Origin of the sequence: Bradyrhizobium sp. 197, from assembly GCF_023073375.1 — a bacterium.
Lineage (GTDB): Bacteria > Pseudomonadota > Alphaproteobacteria > Rhizobiales > Xanthobacteraceae > Bradyrhizobium.
In genome coordinates, this window is sequence record NZ_JADPJJ010000139.1 from 1 (window position 1) to 20,358 (window position 20,358).

Genomic DNA, 20,358 nt, shown 5'->3' on the forward strand with positions numbered 1-20,358 from the left:
TAGCGGACGGAAACCACCCGAGGTGTCGCCAAAGGCGAGCGACAGCCCGGTCACGATGATGATGATGACGGCAATGATCTTTGCGACCGGACCTTCGACCGATTGCAGGATCTGGTTGAGCGGCTGCTCCCAAGGCATGTTCGAGCCGGCGGCCCAGGCCGGCGCGCTGGCTAGGGCAAGGCTGGCGAACGCCACAATTGAGATGAAGCCGCGCCCGAGAGACGATCGTGTGGTCATGACTGATCTCCGATGTTCGAAAGGCTGTAGTCGCCCGATGATCCAAGGCCTTCGACGCTGGCGAGTTCGCTCAACCGCCGTTCGCCGCCACGGCCAGAGAGCACGGCGATGACGTTGATGGTTTCTGCGATCAGGGCGCGTGGGACAGTGATGACGGCTTCCTGGATCAGCTGCTCGAGCCGGCGCAGCGCGCCAAGCGAGGTCCCGGCGTGTATCGTTCCGATGCCGCCGGGATGTCCTGTGCCCCAGGCTTTCAAAAGATCCAGCGCTTCGGCCCCACGGACCTCGCCGATCGGAATGCGATCACGGCGCAGGCGAAGAGAGGAGCGCACAAGATCGGAGAGCGAGATCACGCCGTCCTTGGTCCGCAGCGCCACCAAATTTGGTGCCCTGCACTGAAGCTCCCGGGTATCTTCGATGAGGACGACGCGGTCCGAACCTTTGGCAACCTCGGCAAGCAGCGCATTTGTCAGCGTGGTCTTGCCGGTCGAGGTGCCGCCGGCAACCAGGATGTTCTTCCGTGCGGCGACCGCGTTGCGAAGCGCGCTCGCTTGGCTCGCGTTCATAATGTCCGCGGCGACATACTCGTTCAGGCCAAACACGGCGATCGCCGGTTTGCGGATCGCAAAGGTCGGCGCGGCAACAACCGGCGGCAGCAATCCTTCGAAACGTTCCCCCGTTTCCGGCAGCTCAGCCGAAATCCGGGGCGAGCCGGGATGAACTTCTGCTCCTACATAGTGCGCGACCAGTCGGACGATTCGTTCGCCATCCGCTGCCGAAAGGCTCTCTCCGGTGTCTGTAAGGCCGCTCGACAGTCGGTCGATCCACAGCCGGCCGTCGGGATTGAGCATCACCTCGACGATTGCCGGATCTTCCAAAAACCCTGCGATGGCGGGCCCCAACGCGGTACGCAGCATACGCGCTCCGCGCAAGTTCGCTTCTGAATCAAAAGAATGGATCGCCACGATTTGCCCCAAGCTGCTGAGGCCGCTTTCGCGCCCTCATCTGAAGGCAAATAAAAGATAGATCGCGTGTTACCGCAACGAAGGGAATATGCTGTTCGTAGTCTAGCGTAGAGAAAGGAACATTTGAAAAGAGCGTCGGCTTGACGCCCCGGCCCCTCGACCGCGAGGCGAGAAATCAGCAATGAGCAATGGTCCTGAGCTTACTATTTTTACGCCTTTCCCGGCCGCGGTGTTTGCTCACCCTCCATTGCTTCTCCTGAACCAATGTCGCTCCCTCGCGTGGGCACGATTGAGTTCCCAGTTTTCGAGGAAGCTCAAACGTGGGATAATGAACCACATCAGCCGGCGGGCTGCAGCAGGCACAAATGCCGACGCTGGTCTGGTGCACCACCGTGAGCGTAGCATGACCCTGCACCATTCCCCCTGGAATCAGGGTGGCCCAGTACTGCACGACGATTGCCGACGCAGAATGCAGGCATTCAGACAGTGATTCTAGTCCGCAATGGCCGAGCTGAAATCGCAGATCTACTTGAGCTGCGCGTGTAGCGAGACATGGTCGAGTTCACCTTCCCACCACGACACAAACACCGCCGCAATACCGTTCCCGATGATGTTGGTAAGCGCGCGCACCTCGCTCATGAACTTGTCTATCGAGAATACGATCGCAATGCCCGGGACGAGGTCAGGACTGACCACGGTCAACGTTGCGGCCAGGGTGACGAACCCGGCACCGGTAACACCACTTGCGCCCTTCGAGGTGAGCATCGCCACAACGAGTATCGTGAGCTGCTGGGCGAAGTCGAGATCGACCCCGAGCGCCTGCGCGATGAACAAGGTCGCCAACGTCATGTAAATGTTGGTCCCATCCAAATTGAAAGAGTATCCTGTCGGCACCACCAGGCCCACGACCGGCTTGGAACAGCCCAGCCGTTCGAGTTTTTCCATCAACTGCGGCAGCGCGCTTTCGGACGACGACGTTCCGAGCACGATCAACAGCTCATCCTTGATGTAGAAGATGAACTTTAGAATAGAAAAACCGACCAAGCGCGCGACCAGGCCAAGCACAATGATCACGAAGAGCCCGGCTGTCACATAGAACAGAGCAACCAAGCTGATGAGTTTACCGAGCGCGGACGGTCCGAATTCGCCGATAGTGTAGGCCATGGCGCCGAACGCCCCGATTGGCGCTGCCTTCATTACGATCCTAATGACACCAAACACCGCGTGTGCAGCATCGTCGACCAGACTGCGCATCCGCTCACCCCGCTGGCCAAGCGCCATCAGGGAGAACCCGAATAGGATGGCAAACAGCAGCACCTGTAGCACGTCGCCTCGGGCCAGAGCGCCAACTACGCTATCCGGAATAATATTGAGGAGGAAATCGACCGCCTTCTGCCCTTCCGCTCTTTTGACGTAGTTGGCTACCGCCGCGGCGTCAGCCCTGGGAGCAAGCCCATGACCGGCCTGAACGAGATTGCCCATCACGAGACCCAGGATCAGCGCGAAGGTTGACACGATCTCGAAGTAAAGCAGCGCCTTGACGCCGACTCGGCCGACCTTTCGTGCATCCTGAACATGCGCAATTCCGGACACAACAGTGCAGAAGATGATCGGCGCGATCACCATTTTGATCAGCTTGATGAATCCGTCACCAAGCGCTTTGACCCAGCTGTTCGTCCCCACAGAAGGCCACAACCAGCCAACGAGAACGCCAATCAGGATCGCGATGAGTACCTGGATATAAAGAACATTGTACCAGGGGCCAGATGGCTGGAACAGGGCGGCGACTTTAACAGAGCGGCGCTGGCGGTGATTGTACATCACGCTCGACCCGGCGCCGTGGTACCAAAGCGGGGTGACAATGAAGGCACGGCTTCGCTCAGTTCTCCCTTAGCGCGGCGCGCACAGCGCACTGACCGCTTTAAAAAGCCCCGTCCGTTGCCACCGGTAGCCGCATCTCCCGAATGGACTTGCGGCCAACGCGAAACAAAGTCCTGAATCCCTTCTGAAACCAGCGGGAAAAACTTGAGAAAGCTTCCTTGAGAGTTCGAATGCATCAGCGTCACCACCCATTTCTATCTTTTTTGGTTGTTCGAAGATGCCACCAGCATGCTAAAAGCCGCCACCCTTAGCAGCCGGCGACCACTCTTCACCTGAGGCATTCTCGCCGCTATCGCGCCGGACAGCGACCGTGCGTTGAAGAGACATTCACCGTAAAGAACTTGTGGTGGTGCGGCGCGCCTGCGTTCACCCCTTCACTCGTCCTATCCTGGCTTCAGGTGAATGCCCGGACATTCCCAAAGGCATCGACTTCGATCGAAAACCACAAGGGCCGAGAAGACATAGCCAGTAGCATTGCTCACGCTGCCTCCATTGGCGATCCCGGTTCCGCCTTTTCGGGAGCTGTGTTTTGCGGTGCCGAACAACACTCCTCGTAACAGAGCTTCTCACTCCTGTAGCTCGCCAAGGCCTGGAGGGAGCACTGCACGAGATCCCGTTTCGCTACATCGGAGGCAGGCGCTGCATCCAGCCATTTCAGCGCCACCTCGACCAATTCGATCGCGCGATTCCTGTTACCGGTCTCGTAATAGTACCGAGCGACCGCCCCGTACGAGAGGAACTTCGCGCCCTCGCTGCCTTGGGGCGGATTCGCCGCGAGAATGTGTTCGGAGAGGTCCTTGCCCATGGCAAAGCGCTCGGCATGTGGGAAACCGGAGTAGTCTTTCGCGGGGTCGAAGAGTTGGCGGATGGCCACGCTCATCCAAACCACAGATTTCTTGTCGATCGCATCGCGAACCAATTGGCGCAATACCGCCAAGCCGGCCCGCATGTCGCGCATCTTGTGAAGCAACAATTCCGCATGAAGCCCACGGAAGGTGACATCGTCCGGCATCGCAGCGAGTGCCTCCTCAACCCCTGAAAGGGCTGCCGCCCAATCCTTAGTATTCATGGCGGCTTCAAGTCTGGCAAAGATCGGTTCCACCAGCGCTCGCTTCTGCGATAGTTCGCGCTTTCTGCGTCTGCCCGTGGTTATCCTCTCCGCATCCAGGGCTTTGGCTTCGTCGCTCACTGCCCAGGAGCCGTTCAGAACTTTGGGCAACAAGTTATCGAGTTGCGTCGGATGGCCGATAAAGGCGAAGCGGCCGTCACGATCGACCACGAATGACGAGGGAATCCCGACAGAAAAGCTGGGATCCATCCAAAGGTTGTTCATTTCGCCGGAGTAGTCGAATGCGATCGCGAAGTTCAGATCTGGCAAGCTCTTCGTCAACCAAGCGTCCAAGCTGGCTCTCGCTTCATCTGCCGTCGAAGCTTGTTCGTGAGCCGCGATGCCCACCACCTCAACTCCGTTGCTCCTGTATTTGCTTTGCAGGGTCACCAAATTCGGCATTGAGGCGATACATGGTCCGCACCACGTTGCCCAAAACTCGATGATGTATATTTTCCCAGGTTCGAACTTTGTAAGGGGTTGGCCACGTAGCCAGTCCTCAACTTTGATGGAGGGAGCCGGCGAACCGACTCTCAGCACATTCTCCGCACCGACTTGACTTGCGCTCTCAGTCACACTGGTCATTGCTCAAATTCGCTTTACCTGGCTCTGCGGAGAACAACAGCAAGTCGCATGCCAGCCAGCGCTCATTGATATTACGCATTTTTCGTATCATTCCTGTCGACCTTGCGACGCATGTCGCATATCCGACCAGCTGCTTGGAGCTTTCTCAGGCAATCAGTCGGCCGGACGTTCTTGACGCAGACCGACGAGGCGGGAAGTCAGGCAGAAGGCCGAGTTCACCACTCCACATCTTGATCGGTTTCCAGGATAACCATTTCGGCGCTCGGGATCATGACGTGAACTGACCTGCTTTGGACCGTCGGCTTGCGCTTGACGGCGATCTCAGATTTCCAATTCAACTCTTTGAACCAAGGGGCGATGAACCAGACTAGAGCGACCAGCTGCAGCACAACATTCATACTGAACGCCGTCTGATACGCGATTGAGGGGTAGTGTCCGTCCTTTACCGGCCATTGCTCTAGAATTAACCCCGTCCCGTACTGGACGAGGAAAGCCCACCCGAAATGCAGAACGTTGAGCACGCCGTTTGCGCGCGCGATCAGTTGGGCCGGAAAGTAATCTCCGATGATCGCGTAGCTGAGGACGATTGCTGATCCGACCAGCGCCACAACGATCCACGACGGTAGCGACGGAAATGGCGGATGCAATATCAGCGCGAGTTCGGCTGCAATGAACACAGCAGCTACGATTGAGAGCAACGTTTCAATGTTCTTGCCATGCCGGCGCAGTGAATCGGCGACCACGCTGAGCAGCAATGCGCCAATGCTTAGGGCTATCGCCATTGCGAGCAATCGAGTGACAAGGCTTGTTCGATCCAACCCTTCCACATCGCTCAGCCAGGACGCTGCCCACAAGGACTGCAGGGCCCACGCGGACCCGATACATGTTGAAGAAATCGGCGCAATTCTCCAGAACCGCCCATCCGTATAGACGGTCTTCAGGCTGACTGTCCCTGGAGGGCTCTTCGCAGTTGCCTCATGCTCTGGAACCAAAAAATAGATCGAAGCGGCCGCGGAGGCGCTGGATGCGGCAAGCACCTCAAATAGACCGCGCCAGCCTATCCAGTTAAGCAATGCCTCGGCTGGTGCGGTTGCCGTTACCGCGCCCAGTGCACCCAGCATGATCATACAGCCGTTGATGAGCGCCACGCGCTCTCTCGGAAACCAGAGCACGACTGTTTTCAGGCCAGACATGAGGGAAGCTGCGGTACCGAATGCTATCATCGCGCGAGCAATCAGAAGCGACAGAAATCCATTCGATAGTCCGAAAAGCGCAGCGCCTGCGGCAGCCAGCAGCAAGAGCGCACCCTGGACTCGGCGCGGACCGAAGCGATCCAAGAGCATGCCCATCGGAATCTGGCTGCCGGTAAGGACTAGAAAGTAGATCGAGCCCAACAGCCCCAAATCGGCCGTACCAAGCTCCAATTCAGAGGCAAGGCGGTCACAAATGAGCGTGTTGATCATCCGAAACAGGTAGGAAAGATAACATCCCGCTGCAAAGGGAAGGAACACGCAAGAGATGATCCGCCAGCTCCAACCCCGATTGACCGGCTTCTCGCCTGATCTCAGCCGAGCGGCATCGCTGCGCGTGTTGCTCGAAACGCGGCCACTGGCTTTAACACAAGGCGTTTGGCAGCTGTCGAAAGTGGATATTGCTGCCGCCCTCCTCGGCGACAGCACCCGCGTTTGAGTTTTCACCTACGACGGCCACGCAGTGGGTTTCTTCTTCAACTGGCGCTCGTGGAACGGCGCGTGACGCTCCGCCGCCCATTTCAGGCCCTGATCGGCTGGAACTTCCCGAGCTATCAATTGCCTCCTGCAGCAAGGGCCGGCCAAACCGTACGCGACGATCGACCTGCTCGGCAAACGCCTTGAAGCGCTCGAGGCCCAGTACGCACGCCTCGTCCTGCTTGGATGGCGGCATCGGCGGCGTCAGCGTGAGGTGGTATCGCACATGGAGGGCCACTGTTTCCGCGATCACCGCAAGGTCCGTCCGCAGACTGAGCACCTGCTTATTCGTTCGCTCGATCGCCTCGTAAACCAGACCCTCTATACGCGGCGCCGGATCCAGGAAGCGCTCAAGTGCCGCCTCGACGACGACGCTCTTGCCCATACCAGGGCGGTCAGTCGCGGCTTCGAGTCGCTGGAAAATGCACTCAGAAAGTTGAATTGTTATCATTCTGGTCTGCTGAGCTTCGCTTGGACTCGGCTGCGCGTCCACCTCAGCTTCATTCCGACTTGAGCTCGGTTCTTCCCGGCGCCCGCCGCTAATCTGCATACTCCAGCTTCCTTCTTTCTGCGACCGCACACCGCCTGCGCTTGCTCGCGCGTGGTCTGGATGTTTGGTCGAAACAGATGAATCGCCCTGCGATGACGCACGACAAAAGGGCCGAGACCGCATGCCGCTTCAACCGCGGGGACATTCTGGTCGCAGCCTGGCGTACCGAAAGAAAGAAGGGGCGGATTCCTAAAGACCAGCGCCAGACGTCGTAGCCTCTTGTGCCTCTAGACAGTCAGGTCGCCGATAGACGCGCGATTTCGCGGACGGTGCGTGCACCCTTACGTCAAATCGACAAAGTTACCGATCCAAAACGAGGCGCAGGCGCAATCTAGATGCGCCCTCGCGCCCTCGAGGTCGCGAACGACCCGCGCGGACGCACCGGCCTTATTCCCTGTGCGGTGATGCGCCTCGTAAGAAGCGCACCAGCTCATGCGCGCGACCAAATACACCCGCGCCTCCGATTTCCGGCATGCATCACCAGCGTGCGATAGGACTTACACCCGTTCGCGTGCCGCACGTCGAGCCCGTCCTACGGCTGTTCAAACGTATAAGCAGGCCCAGTGCGACCACTCACTTGTCAGGAGGCCTCAGGGGAACTGTCGGTCGCACTGGCAGGCGGGTGGATCGCGCAGCGGGTCCCCCTGGTTATGGCTGCAGACGTAGCGCTCGTTGTGCCGGTCCTCGCCAGCCACGCGATTCATCGGTCCGCCCGCACCCCGGGCGTCGCTTCCGGATCGATGGAGGACTGACATGTGAATTGCCCCTGCCGACGGCGAGCTTACTTGCGCCAAATCGGCTGCTACAGCCGCGTTGCAGAACATTCTGCGAAAGGCCCCCCTGTTCGCCCGCCTTGGCATCGGAGCCGCCGATGTACTTAAGCGCAAATCCTGGTGGCGTTGAGTGAGGGCACATCATGGATGTCGAGTTCTACAGGAGCTTTGCAAAGCGGGCCCACGATGGCTGATCAGGCCGATCCGTTCACGCGAAAGCGGCTTCTGGTGCTGGCCGAGAAATACGATGCTAAGCTGGGGAAACCTTCGCCGGCCAGCCGCAATATTCAACGCACGCTGCCTCTGCACCGCACGGTGCCAGCCGTAAGCGCCATTTCTGATGGTGGCGAAGCTTGAGGAAGAGCGCCGGCAGCGAGGGCGACTGCGACGCCTGCAGCGGCAGCAAGCATCACCCCTCCAAGGCGCTGCATTTTCCAGGGATGGTACGCGAACTACGCCGGGAAAGGATGCGCACCCAAACCGGAGTGAGCATGCCGGATGGCACCCGTCGACTGCCCTCACCGCACTTCAGAAGCACTGTGGTCACAGCTTGCCGGTGGAGGCATTCACCAGATGGACCGAGGAGCATGCCGGCCAAACGACCGGTAGATGAGTATCGGGACCGATCTGCTCCAGTCCCGTCAGCAGTTGCTGCACGTTCATGCCCGTCTGCGCGGGCACCTGAAAAGTACTGATTGCTCTATCCCGCCAGCATAGGCCTGGATACTGCGCCCTGAAAGTGCGGTTGTTTACTGGGAGCGTGCCAGCGCCTTCCAGAGCACCGTGCGGCGGCAGTTATGAATTTTCATCGCATCTGGAGGCCGGGTCCAGGACACAGCTTTTCGTACTCTTTGGCCCATTTCTCGAGCCGCGGGCTGGGTCCGGATCGTTGAGCGCAACCGTGGGCACCTTCTCGGCGAGTAATCTGGTTTTTGTCGTCCTCCATAAAATTCCTAACCCGAATGGGCGCTCGTGTTGCGCAGGATTGCCCTTGCATGGAGATCACATAGCTTGAGTGCGCGTTCACCTTCAGCCGCCAGCTTCCCCGGCGAGGATCGCCTGGACCTGATCTGTCCGCCGTTTGGCGCCACTCGGAAAGACCTGCCGTGACGAGCCGTCTCGAGCTGACGATGTAGGCTCCCAACATGAGCGGGTCCTCATCGAGGCAACATCCAGATCTCAAGGCGGGGCGCGGCAAGGATGGGCGCGGCGGTCAGCGTAACTTTTCGAACACCTGAAGCGAACTTGCCGCTGCAGTGACCGGGTGCGCTGTAGGCTGAAGGTCATTGGCGAGGCTCCGCAGCTAGTCATTTCCAATAGAGAATCGGTCTGGATCATGCCAAGCGGCCCGCATGGCCCTGCTGCAAACTAGCTCTTTCTCTTTGCGCACGTGACTCTCGGGCGATTACCTGATCTCCGGCCGTTCGGGTCGAAGCGGGGATGCGCCATCTCCGGCTCGGGCGGGGAGGACCAAAAAATGTCAAGAGGCGTCCGCAGCACGGCCTCGCGATGAAGGCCGGCAGTCGCCACGCTCCTCGGAGGAATAGTCCGTTCATGGACGTGCGAAGAAGGTGTTCGGTCGATCAGGAGGCTGATCAGTTCAGGGCGACTGTAGTGACCGCTTGCATCCATCACTCTCTTGCGCCCGTCGATTTCGATGAAGTCGAGATCGGCAATCACCTCTCCTTCACCTTCCTTCAGGGGCTCGCCTATCAATTGACCATCGGGGGCAACGATAGCCGTGAAGCAACCGCCGGAAATCGGGGCGATAGCAGCGCCCGTGTCATTGGCAATTTGGGCTTGTTGGTCGGCGTTGAGCCATGCGGTTGCGCTGACGACGAAGCAGGCCGATTCAAGGGCATGCTGTCGGGTGCTCACTTCCGTTTGCTGGGAAAAAAGAGGGCCGAAGATTGAGCCGGGGTACATCGCGGAGTGGATCTGCTCGCCATCGGCAATCAAGGCGTATCTTGCCAGCGGGAGATAATGTTCCCAGCACGCAAGCTGGCCGATCCGGCCAACGGCGCTGTCTACGGCGCGAAGGCCGGCACCGTCGCCTTGGCCCCAGACCATCCGCTCATGATAGGTGGGGGTGATCTTGCGGCGACGCTGGATCAGCGTGCCGTCCGCATCGAACAGGAGCTGAGTGTTATAGATCGATCCTCCGTCCCGCTCATTGGCGCCGAGCGAAACGACCATTTGGGCGTCCTTGGCCGCATCACCGATCGCATGCGTCTCCGCAGAGGGTACCGTAAGGGACTGCTCAAGCAGCCTCTGATGCTCCTTGGCAAGCGTGAAGGGCGGCTGGACGAACGAGAAATAGGGGTAGTAGGGAATGATGGTCTCGGGAAACGTGGCGAAACGCACCCCCTTTTTGCCCAATTCGCGAATCTTTCTGGTGATCTTCTCGACTGTCCCCTCTCGGCTGTACAACACGGGGCTGATCTGTACGGCGGCTGCCTTAACGATTTTTCTCATTCTCTTCTTCTGCACATTGTGAGTATCCGAGCGTTGCACTGCAACTGGTGTAGAGGATGACGGATGACTCTCACGGGGGCTCTTCGAGCCCATGGGGGCTTGTTGGACTCAGGGCTGTATGCGTCTGCCATCGACAGCCACGTCGATGCCGGTGATGTAGGATGCGTCGTCGAAAGCGAGGAAGCTCACGCGCCGCGATCTTCCGTGGCTTACCGAAGTGTTTCGCGGCTATCTGCTCCAGCGGGACCGTTCCGCGGTCTTGCACGCTGGTCTCGGAAATGCCGATGTTTCTAAACAGCGGACTTTCGGTGACGCCCGAGCTCTCGGCGTTTATCCGAGCGCTTCGGCGGATCAGTTGGGTGCCAAGGGCTCGCGTCAAGTGGCACAGTTCGGCCTTGGATGCCGACACAACCGATGTTCCCGCGATTCCGACCTGATTGGACGAAGAAGCCGTGAAGACGATCTCGCTCGGGTTGCGCGCGAGAGGCAGCGCCTTGTGAGTATTGAAATAGAATCCGGGGAAATTGACGAAGACGTCAACGCTCTGCTGAGTTGTTTGCGCGAGCGAGCCGAGTTTCGCAATTTCGGCATTGGCATCGAAATGGGCTATAACAGTTTCGCGCTTTCCTCCGAAGCGGGATAGCCGGCGCGAAAAATAGCCGAGCCTCGCTGTCGGGATAGCTTCGCGTTTCCCTGCAGGCCTTTGGCTCATGACGCGTTTTCCGCATCACTTGGCTTATGCATTGACGGATAGGGCTTTCTGCCCACTGTGTCGGTAGTCGCGTCGGCAACTGCCGTAGTCAAATGATGCGCCATCATGTAGTACGTGGTGAAGTGGCCGCTCTTGCTGGCGATCTTACCGTTCTTGCGAGTGACGCTGCCCTTCTCACGTTTGGTAATCAGCTTCATCTTGCACCGCTTCGCGATCAGGGGCATCGGGACAAGCTTCCATCCTGTGGCCTTGCGCAACTCTGCTTGCGTAACGCCGTCTTGTCGCGAGGCCAGCGAGCTGATCAGATTGATCTTGGTGTGAGGATGCTTGGCCATCATCGCCATCCGGCGGGATTGGGCCTCATTCAACGGCTCCAAGCCAATGTGCTTCTCCAGTTGTCCTTCCATCGAAAGTGGACGATGTAGTTCCGTTCCTCTGGAATTGTGGAAACATATTGCAGGCGGTCTCAGCGGTTGCCTCATGGCAATCTGACGTAAACGGATAACGTTACACCAGTTTGCTGAAGTTGGGGGCAGTGCAAGTTCTCGCATTCTCGACAGGATTTCGCAGACTAAGACCGTGCAACGTGGATTGCTAACACAGAGGACCTGCGATGCAATCCGCAAAAACTGGTAGGCCAACTATTGAGAAGAGCTTCCGGAACTCTGGAGAGGCTTCCGCTTGCTCAAGCAAGCAGCGTTACTCCATCGAGCGGCAGCTCGAATGCAGGCCGTACCTCGTCTCAACTCGCTTCAGATTTCAGCATTCATGTCATGCGGCCTCCCAGCCCTCAGATATCTGCCGTCGGTCCCGATCTAAGGCGCTCGGTCCGTTCGATTTGGCCCTGTCGTTATCTGCGGCCGAACTACTCGGCGCGAGCACCCTCGCAAGTTCCCTTGTAGTCCTGCATCGTCCGCCTGCTCCGACGATTGTTAAATTACTCTGGAATTGCGGCGTTCGAATCCAAGCTCACCTCTTTCAGAACGGTTGATCCGCTGGAACGCCTTCGGCCAAGCGCTTCAACGAATCGATCATAGCGTTCGGCGCATTTGGCGCGAGCGGCTGGACTGGATTGTTCTGGTAATGTCGGCAGCGATGTCAACCAGAAGCGAACGAAAAGGGCGAGCGTCTCGAGCGTGATGCTGTCATTGCGTTCGAGACGCTCGAGCAGCCGTGCGATGCGATCCAGCCGCTTGGCAATAGCCGCCTCGCGTCGGTCGGAATTGTCAGGCGAAAGAAATGACGCGATCGCGGCTGCTGCGACCAGCGACTTGGGCTGGCCACGACGCTCCGCAAAGACATCAACGGTCCTGAATGTCTGCGGATCAAGTTAGATACTGAGCTGAACCTTTTTCACCGATTTGTCCCCACTCAGAGGTCCATGACATCGTCAGGTCGAGGCTGGTCGCGCGCGCTAATCCCTGCATTACGCGGCCTAGCGCTTGTGCCTGGACCGCATCTGCGTCGGGCTCACGGGACCAGCATCGAACTCATGTTCCGCGAGCGGTGCCTTGATTTCGATCTCCTCGTGCTGCGGCAATTCTGGCTCGCGCCGGAGCCACCCGTTCGGGTCGCCATGCTTTCGCTGCCGAGTCGCAAGCAGTTCGATCGAGGGCGCAGGGGGTGGGCGCCCCGACCAGTCCTCATCCGGGCGCGAGGACAAGAGAATTGTTGCTGCTTTAGGGGCTTGAAGATTCGCTTCTGAAATTGCGGGTCCTCGTGATAACGAACCTTGGTGGCACGCAGCGGGTGGAGGCCCTACACCATCACAATCGCCTCTTCCGATGAGAGCTGCATGGCTTCGCCAGGCGTCAGGAGAGGACGGGACGTTTCTTGGCGGCTCACCATCAAGTGTCCAAGCCAGGGGCTTATGCGATGCCCGGCATAGTTTTTCATGGCGCGCAGTTCGGTCGCGGTCTCCAGCGCATCCGAGACGCGCTTAGCGGTGCGCTCGTCATTGTGGAGACGGCTATCCGGATGTAACGATTGTCGAGGTCGCGTGGTTCGGCCCATAGGCGCGTTCTAACTGGTTCAAGCTCTGAGTGATCAGGAAACTGCGAATGCCATAGCCGGCCATGAAGGCAAGCTGGCTCTCGAACAAATCGAGGCGGCCCAGAGCTGCATGACTCGTCGAGCATCAGGAGGAGCTTTTGACGGCGCCGGTCGGGATCCAGGCTCTCGGTCAGGCGCCGTCCGATCTGATTGAGGATGAGCCACATCAGGAATTTTGTGTGGACGATGTCGGATGGCGGCACGACGAGACAGAGTGAAACGGGCTGCGGTTTGTCGACGAGATCGAGAATGCGCCAATCGCTCCGCGCGGTGACCTTAGCAACGACCGGATCGCGATAAAGGCCCAAGAAGCTCATTGTGGTCGACAGCACGCCCGACCGCTCGTTCTCGCTCTTGTTGAGCAGCTCTCGCGCTGCTGAAGCGACGACGGGATGAACGCGATCACCAAGTTGAGCCCCGGCAAGTGTCTTGTCAGCTTCAGGTAGAGGACATGCAGGATAGCGCCGACGAGCAGAGAATGGCTGGTTTTTCCCAATGGTTGCGGCGCTCGAGCGCCCCTTCGGGATCAACCAGGATATGCAGACATTTTGCGCTTCTCGTACTTCGCAAATTGTAGGCGGCGCTTGCCGTGTTTGTCGGTCGAATAAGATTACATCTCCAAGGCGCGCGCGCCATCCCGAGGTCAACTGGAAATTCTCGCGCTTGATTTCGTGGACGATCAGCGAACGCGGCCACTCCCGCTCGAGCGAAGGCGACCAGGGCACAAGCTGAAAGCCGAGGCCTTTCTCGATCATCGCGAAGCGCCCGGACGCCAGTGACAGACGTCCACGATAATCCCCTCAGATCTGCTCACCTAACATCAGATGACAAGTGCGGAAGCCCCGTTTGCTCCATGAGCCGTCGTGTAACGACGTCGAGTTCGCGGTCGCGGAGGCTTTCGATCACGTTGCGGCTTAGCCGGACCTTGTTGCCATCGCACCGGGCGAGTCCTTGGTCGGCCAAAACATCGATGCGCCATTCAAGTGCGCACGGACCTCGGCGCCAAACGCAATGCGCGAGAGCTCGGCAGGACCTCGCGCGACGAGCTGCCGGTCTAGCCACGTTGCTTCATCCGCCGCGACCTGCTGGTCCAGAAAGAGCTCCGAGCGAACCGCGAGCGCAATCCGTGTTCGACCACGGGTGTCCGCAAACCGGCGCAGTTCCACGATCCCACCGATCGGCCCATCGCCGGCCGCCTCGACAGCAGGAAGCTTCACGTGATGCACACGCCCGTCAATCCCGTCGACAACGGCAAAGGCTGTGCCCTTCATCAAGCCCGCGCCCGATGAGACGGCCAACGATTGGTTCGCCATGAGTTTCGCCTCCAGTGCCCAGCATGCGGGGGTGCGGCTGGCGCCGTCCCGCGTGAGGGCTTTGTGCATCCGCTGATGATGTCACCGCGCTCGCCCAGCGCGCGCAACCTCGCCTCCGCATCGGGGGCCAGAACCCAGACGGCGGGGCCCGCAGGTTCCGCCAAACCGCGCCGCGCGAGCGTCCGCATGCGCCCGATCCGCTTTCCCGCAATGGATCGCGCCCGGCATCCCGCTCGGACCTCAAATTGATAACGCCGTCCGCCGTCCCCGCTTCCCGGGCAAGCATCCGATCGAGTGTGGTCCAGCGTTCGGCTGTCGTGTCCGCCTCAAGGCTCTGGCGAGTCTCGAGCTCCGAACGAGGGCCAAGTTCGCGCATGACAAGGTCGCTGGCGCCGGCGCGCAAGCCCATAGCGATATAACCGGGACTGATGACGAGGTCGCATCATCAGGCGAGACAATGAACCTGAAATGATGGCGGTCACCCTCGCAACGCGTGACGAAGGCGCAACCGTCCGCATCATCCGCCTCGGCGTCGAATAGTTTGCCCTGAGCGCCGTCTCGTGTGACTCCGTCGCGCTGCAGGTAACCGATATGGGCGCGCAACGCGCCCGGCGAACGCATCCGCCGCACCACCCGCGCCTTGACCATAGCACCGCGGCCGCTGGCGTTGAGAAGCCGTGCCGCAGCGATGCTCGCGGCGCGGCCGCGTCCAACCTTTCCGCCATGGCCATCCTTGCCTCGCGAGAGGCCGCCGGCCTTCTGAGCGGCTGTGAGTACCTGCGGCACAAACGGCTTTGTCCGGGGCGCGCGCGTGGAGCGGATACAGCCGGGACGGATCCGAAGATCATCCTCGCGCGTCATTCCGGCCGCCGCAAGGCATCGAAAGCGGTGTAAGAACAGCGCCTTGGGGAAAGCTGAACTTTGCTCCAGGTCGCCGCAATGTTTAGTCGATCATTGAAATCCATACACTTTCTCTCACAACCGACCGGCCGCACCTTGCGGCTTTTATCCTGCCGTCTTAATCGGTCGGGTCGTCTGCTTGATCTCAGCCATTCTCGCGCCCTTTCTCATTTACGACAAGTCTCTCTGATCCACGCCATGACATGATGCGCCGCGATGGTCACGAGTCCTGATGCGCCGTGCAGTCTTCCGCGCTCAGCGACGGCACAAAATATGCCGTCGCGGCGCATCTTTCCATCGGCATGACGGAGCCACATCACAGGCAATCCGGCGCGATCGGTCGGCATCCGAAGATGCACCGTCGCAGGCAAGATAACGTGCGCTCCGTCGTCGTTGTGCTGCACCAGTCCTCATCCGCCAGCGGCGGAGCTCCATGTTCAGGACGCGGCGATCACCGCGTCGTTGGTCGGTCGGTGGATCGGCGGCTCATGCGTAAGCCCCGAGCAATTTACGTTGCTTGGCAGTCCGCTCGGCGCGCAGATCTGCCGCGGACGCGTCCGGGTCGCCGCAGTAGAACGTGCCGCCGGTCCATGTCGCATGCATGATCACGGCGAGCTTGCGCGCCACCGCCACCGTCGCCTTGCGGTGCGAGGAACGCTTCGCCAGCGCCAGCCCCCAGGCCTTGACCCTGTCCTTTTTCTTGTAGCGCGTCAGCAGCGCGCTCGCCGCCTCGTACAGCGCCCGCCGCACGTCGCCGTCGCCCGCCTTGCTGATCCGACCCTTGACGTCGACCGAGGATCCCGACTGCCAGCGCCGCGACGTCAGGCCAAAATACGCCGCCACGTCGCGCGAGCGCTTAAAGCGCCAGGGATCATCGACCGCGGTCATAAAGCTCAGCGCCGCGATCGGGCCGACACCGGGAATCTGCATGAACCGCCGGCACAACTCGTGGCCGGCGACCAGGCGGACCACCGAATCGTGCAGCAGCCGGCAGTACTCCTTCCACAGCGCGGCGCGCGCATTGAGCATGGCGTCGATCAGCTCACTGACCAGCGCATCGCCCGCGACCGCCTCGCGTACGGCTTGCGCAAATCCGCCGCGCCCAACCCGGTTCAGGCGGATGCCGAACACTTTCAGCGAGTGACGGATCGCGTTCTCGAGATCCAAAAACTTGCGCTTCAGATTGCGGCGGTGCGTCAGCAACAGCCGCAGCCGGTAGCAGGGCTCGCTCTTGATATGGGCGCGCCGGAACCAGCCGGTGCGCATGATGTGGGCAATGCCGAGCGCGTCGGCTCGATCGGTCTTGTTGCGCTGCGCCTTCAGCGCTGCGCGGACGTGGAGAGTCTCCAGGCAGATCACCGGCAGACCGAGCTTGAGCAGCTCCGGATGCAGCCAGGGCGACAGCGAGCCCGCCTCATGGCCGAGCCGTCGCAAGCGGCCAAGATACGGGTTCAACGCCGCCTTGATCGTGTCCGGATCGGTCACCACTGTCACCTCCAGCGCCACCTTGCCGGTGTCGTCCACCACGCAGATTGCCGTTTCGTCCATGCCGACGTCCAAGCCACAGAAGAATTCCATCGCGCGCCTCCCGCGTTGCTGTAGATGCGCATTGTGCCCGTCATTCATCCCGCAGGCCACTTGATCGCCTCCCGCACGTCCCGGCGCAGACCGATTACGGGCGGCAGTCCTGCCGTCGTGTTTGCCCACTGCTCTCCCCCTTCCGCCAATTGCTCGCTGAAGCACGCCATGGCTTGCGAACCCGCACACCTGGTCAGTGCGACGCTCCCGAAATCGATCGAGGGACGAACACGCCAATAGGCCGAGGTACCAGGGGCGAAACATGGGGCGCCGAGATTGCGGTCGTGGCGCCGCTTGAAGGAATGAGCGCCGACGACCGATCGCGTGTCTTCATCCGATCGGATGGCGCGACGAACAACGTTGCAGCTGTCGATAACTGGCGGCCGGTGGTCAGCGTCGGAGGCAACTCGATGCCAAGCAGAGTTGCAAGCTTGGCCACATACGCTTGCGTCTCGTCTGGCAATGCGCCGCCCGCGATATGCTCTTCGTAGCGAGCTGGTCCCGCATTGTACGCGGCAAACACGCCGGGCCACCATATCGGTCGAGCAGTTCACGCAGATATGCCGTGCCTGCCAGAACGTTGTCGCGCGGGTCGTGGGGATCGCTGCCGAGATTATGGCGCTCGCGCAGTTCTGCCCATGTCGACGGCATGATTTGCGTCAAGCCCATTGTGCCTTTAGGCGATCTGGCGTGCACGTCACCAGCACTTTCGATGTTGATGACTGAACCAATCCAGTTCACCGGAACTGAAAAGCGCTCTGAGGCTTCGTCGACGAAAGCTGCAAATCGGTTACTCGTTTGAGTGACCGCTCGAACCGCGGCCGCTGCGCTCTCCGCGACAGCGGCGCCGTACGGCACAGCGCAGATGAGCAGTATCGAAGCGATAGCCAAAACACACGCGCACAACTGGGCCAAGCATGCCCATCGCGCTCGCGTCCGTCCACGGTAAAGCTGCTCCGCGCCGGGTATTCGGCCGCCCTGGACTGCCGCTGCACGCGGTCGCCTCACAGACACTGATCGGGATGGAGGAATGATCCCGCAATCGATCGAACGGAGGAATGGCGGGGTGAACACGTGGAACACGCACGTTCACTTCTCCCTGGTCCACACCGGCAGCGCACGGCCAATCACGGCCGACGCCGGAAGTAATTCAAAATATCGGCCATCAAGAGAGTCGTCCGACTGCCAGTTCATGAGAAAGAGTTCGCCGTCGCCGACGACGCTGCAGCCCTGCCATTTCGGCAGCGGCCGGCCGCGTCCATCGCGATCTCGCGCCTCGCACCCACCGCAATGCCATCGACCGAAATCGTGAGTCCGTTTCTGCAGACGGTCTGCCCTGGCAGCGCCAAGACCCGCTTGAGCATAGGCACGCCGACCGGCAGATAGCCATTCAGGTCGAGAAAGGTCGCAAGCGGCTCAGGCGGCTGAACGGCGAGCAGCTCGGTGAGATGGAAGCGCTTCTCCGATCGTACGCCATAGAGGCCGATTGGAACGCTTGCCGATGCGTTCCAAATGTAGAGTGGAAGCGGCTGCATGGCGATCGTGGAGACGAGCGCGGCAGCAACCGCAAACGTGGTCGTCAATATCATCAGGCGGCCCGTCATCGCATCACCTTCTGACGGTGAAGCCAAGCCTGGTGGCGCGCATTTATATGAACGCGGGTTCTCGTTGACGGACAGACGGTTATGAACGTGATGCCAATGATCAGGAGCTACGTCGGCGGGATCGATGCCGAGTGCCTCAACGGCATCGGTCATTTGCAGCAAGCGTTCGACCTTCGGCCAGCCTGACAGGCGCAGCAGAATCTCTCCACCGGGTGTCACATAGGGGACGGTCGAGCAGCGCTGTCCAGGCCTGACCGCGCGCAGGATGTCGATCCGCGAAATGACCGTTCCAAAGTCATTGGACGTCCAGCGAACGAAAGCAAAGATGCTGCCTGGCGCGAATGACAGCACACGTCAGTGGCGATCAATCTTCCGTTCCTCGATGATGCGGCCGAACCGAATGCGGTTTTCGATACGCTTCTCCAGCCACAGCAGTTCTACTTCGGTGAGATCTCTCATGCCGCCGCTCCCGAAGACCGGAATGGGGAGCCGTAAGCATTGTCCGGGGTGAAGCCTGTGCGGCTTCTGCCGACGAGGATTGACGGCCCGCGGTTGCCAGTCGCTTGCGAAGCGGTTTCCGGCTTGGTCCGTTAGAGGAAATCCGAAGGATTGCTGATTAGCCGGGGTACTGACCGTTGCCCCTCGCCGGCCGTGCTGCTGCGAAAATGCTCACAACGATTCGCGAACGGAACGCGCGGTGCGTGCCGCGATCGGCGGTGGAGGTGTCAATCGGCTTGCAACTTTGGCTCTGACGCAATTTTGGTGCATTGGTGATCATGTAGCGCCGATCAAGCGCGCCTGAAGAAGATCGAGCTTGGCGCGCCCGTACATCTGACGCTTGACGAGCTTGAGCTTGGTAATCTGACCTTCGGTCTGCCCGTTAGACCAAGATGTTGTAATCGCAGCGTTGATGGCGGCCTTGTCTTTGGTGATGCCGTTGGCGAAGGATGCGACGAGACTTGCGCATGCTCGTTCCAGCCATGGATCAAGATCCACGTGAGTCTTCTTGCGGATCATGGCGTGGAAAGCGATGATGATTTCGCGAGCTTCCACCAGCAGAGGAACGCCCTTCTCGATCGCCGCGATGGTAACGGTCTCAGACTTTGATAGCGCATCGCGGCCATTGGTCATCAGGCGGGCGATGGTTCTGGCAGGCGGCACGCGCTGTATACTTTGAACATCGGGCGTTTCGGCGCGCCGACGGCGTGTCGTCCACTCTCTAACAACTCGCTCAGAGCCCCTAAAGCCTAGCACCTTAAGGCGACGCCACAGGTCGGCTCCGTTATAATGGCCTGAAGCCCACTGGGCGTCGAGCCATGGCAGATGGTGCTCGAGTGAGCTCTCGCGCACCCTGAACACATCCGTTCGCTGACCTCGCAGAACTTTGCGAACGAGGCCCCGGCTATGTCCCGTAAGTCGCACGATCTCCTTTATGGAGACACCCGTCTCAGCCTGTCTGAAGATTGCCGCGTTGGTGTCCTCACGCCGTAGATAGCCTTCGTACTGGATGCGCTCGGCGGAAGTGAGCAAGGCAGGATTAATTGTGGCGGCGCCGACCGCCACACGAACCTGGTGCATGGATTTGCCGACCGCATCGAGGAAGGCGTGGCTGGCGTTCTCCATCAAATGCCAGCGGTCAGCAACCTGGGTGGCCTGCGGGAGCGCCTTGGCTACAGCAAGGGCGTACACCACCGCCGCGATCGCGCGCGACCACAGCAATTTGCGGCTGCCCCGCCAGCCAAGCCTGTGCCGTAGCGGGCTCTCTGTCGGGCAGAGAGTGATTGGTCGTCGCCGCTCGGGGTCGCAGATGATTGTTCCGTACCGCTGATTGCGCCGCCAGGCCCAGTCGTCGATACCGATCACGCTCGGCACAGCAAAGGGCTGGCAACCGCGCCTTC

General features: G+C 60.0%; 16 protein-coding genes and 4 pseudogenes. 1 reads left to right on the forward strand and 19 read right to left on the reverse strand.

Going from position 1 to position 20,358, the window contains the following annotated elements; translation table 11 throughout:
- The 6 genes from IVB27_RS30980 to IVB27_RS31005 all read right to left on the reverse strand — a co-directional run.
- A partial coding sequence (locus tag IVB27_RS30980; protein WP_247446653.1) for a TrbC/VirB2 family type IV secretion system protein occupies positions 1-237 on the reverse strand: 237 nt, incomplete at its 3' end.
- Positions 234-1,154 carry a P-type conjugative transfer ATPase TrbB gene (gene trbB / locus IVB27_RS30985; RefSeq protein ID WP_247446654.1) on the reverse strand — a complete coding sequence of 307 codons (921 nt, stop codon included), beginning with the start codon at positions 1,152-1,154 and terminating at the stop codon, positions 234-236. The genes trbB and IVB27_RS30980, both read right to left, overlap by 4 nt.
- 573 nt (positions 1,155-1,727) lie before the next feature.
- Positions 1,728-3,023 (reverse strand): C4-dicarboxylate transporter DctA, encoded by a 1,296-nt coding sequence (locus IVB27_RS30990; RefSeq protein ID WP_247406679.1) that lies wholly within the window; start codon positions 3,021-3,023, stop codon positions 1,728-1,730.
- Positions 3,024-3,561: 538 nt separating this feature from the next.
- A complete protein-coding gene (locus IVB27_RS30995; RefSeq protein ID WP_247446655.1) occupies positions 3,562-4,776 on the reverse strand; it encodes a TlpA family protein disulfide reductase in 1,215 nt (404 codons plus the stop codon).
- Positions 4,777-4,991: 215 nt separating this feature from the next.
- The gene (locus IVB27_RS31000) at positions 4,992-6,287 is read right to left on the reverse strand and encodes an MFS transporter (RefSeq protein ID WP_345946943.1); all 1,296 of its coding nucleotides are present in this window, start codon (positions 6,285-6,287) and stop codon (positions 4,992-4,994) included.
- 103 nt (positions 6,288-6,390) lie between these two features.
- Positions 6,391-6,954, reverse strand: coding sequence for a hypothetical protein (locus IVB27_RS31005; RefSeq protein WP_247406686.1), 564 nt, complete (start codon positions 6,952-6,954; stop codon positions 6,391-6,393).
- Positions 6,955-8,012: 1,058 nt separating this feature from the next.
- Here IVB27_RS31005 and IVB27_RS31010 point away from each other — a divergent pair.
- Positions 8,013-8,183: a hypothetical protein gene (locus IVB27_RS31010; RefSeq protein WP_247406690.1), complete on the forward strand. Its 171-nt coding sequence runs from the start codon at positions 8,013-8,015 to the stop codon at positions 8,181-8,183.
- 1,011 nt (positions 8,184-9,194) lie between these two features.
- On the opposite strand, the gene IVB27_RS31015 is transcribed toward IVB27_RS31010, so the two are convergent.
- From IVB27_RS31015 to IVB27_RS31075, 13 genes and pseudogenes are all read right to left on the reverse strand, one after another.
- Positions 9,195-10,301 (reverse strand): nitrilase-related carbon-nitrogen hydrolase, encoded by a 1,107-nt coding sequence (locus IVB27_RS31015; RefSeq protein WP_247446656.1) that lies wholly within the window; start codon positions 10,299-10,301, stop codon positions 9,195-9,197.
- A 70-nt stretch (positions 10,302-10,371) separates the two neighbouring features.
- Positions 10,372-11,013: an SDR family oxidoreductase gene (locus IVB27_RS31020; RefSeq protein ID WP_247406696.1), complete on the reverse strand. Its 642-nt coding sequence runs from the start codon at positions 11,011-11,013 to the stop codon at positions 10,372-10,374.
- A complete protein-coding gene (locus tag IVB27_RS31025) occupies positions 11,010-11,420 on the reverse strand; it encodes a hypothetical protein (RefSeq protein ID WP_247406699.1) in 411 nt (136 codons plus the stop codon). The genes IVB27_RS31020 and IVB27_RS31025 overlap by 4 nt, the downstream gene beginning before the upstream one ends.
- A gap of 530 nt (positions 11,421-11,950) precedes the next feature.
- Positions 11,951-12,370 (reverse strand): annotated as a pseudogene (locus IVB27_RS31030) (CopG family transcriptional regulator).
- A 37-nt stretch (positions 12,371-12,407) separates the two neighbouring features.
- Positions 12,408-13,826: pseudogene (locus IVB27_RS31035) on the reverse strand (type IV secretory system conjugative DNA transfer family protein); the annotation flags it as partial.
- Between the two features lie 153 nt (positions 13,827-13,979).
- On the reverse strand, positions 13,980-14,447 hold the full coding sequence (locus tag IVB27_RS31040) for a DUF3363 domain-containing protein (protein WP_247446657.1): 468 nt from the start codon (positions 14,445-14,447) through the stop codon (positions 13,980-13,982).
- Positions 14,336-14,566, reverse strand: a complete 231-nt coding sequence (locus tag IVB27_RS31045; protein ID WP_247339222.1) for a DUF3363 domain-containing protein — start codon at positions 14,564-14,566, stop codon at positions 14,336-14,338. Before IVB27_RS31045 ends, IVB27_RS31040 begins: the two co-directional genes overlap by 112 nt.
- 879 nt (positions 14,567-15,445) lie before the next feature.
- On the reverse strand, positions 15,446-15,682 hold the full coding sequence (locus IVB27_RS31050; protein WP_247446658.1) for a hypothetical protein: 237 nt from the start codon (positions 15,680-15,682) through the stop codon (positions 15,446-15,448).
- Between the two features lie 82 nt (positions 15,683-15,764).
- Complete coding sequence (locus tag IVB27_RS31055; protein WP_247339239.1) at positions 15,765-16,856, reverse strand: IS110 family RNA-guided transposase; 1,092 nt, start codon at positions 16,854-16,856, stop codon at positions 15,765-15,767.
- A 390-nt stretch (positions 16,857-17,246) separates the two neighbouring features.
- Positions 17,247-17,939 carry a lytic transglycosylase domain-containing protein gene (locus IVB27_RS31060; protein ID WP_345946946.1) on the reverse strand — a complete coding sequence of 231 codons (693 nt, stop codon included), beginning with the start codon at positions 17,937-17,939 and terminating at the stop codon, positions 17,247-17,249.
- Positions 17,940-17,945: 6 nt separating this feature from the next.
- Positions 17,946-18,460, reverse strand: a pseudogene (locus IVB27_RS31065) (S26 family signal peptidase).
- Positions 18,457-18,919 (reverse strand): annotated as a pseudogene (locus IVB27_RS31070) (DUF2840 domain-containing protein). The pseudogenes IVB27_RS31065 and IVB27_RS31070 overlap by 4 nt, the downstream one beginning before the upstream one ends.
- A 315-nt stretch (positions 18,920-19,234) precedes the next feature.
- A partial coding sequence (locus IVB27_RS31075; RefSeq protein ID WP_247446659.1) for a transposase occupies positions 19,235-20,358 on the reverse strand: 1,124 nt, incomplete at its 5' end.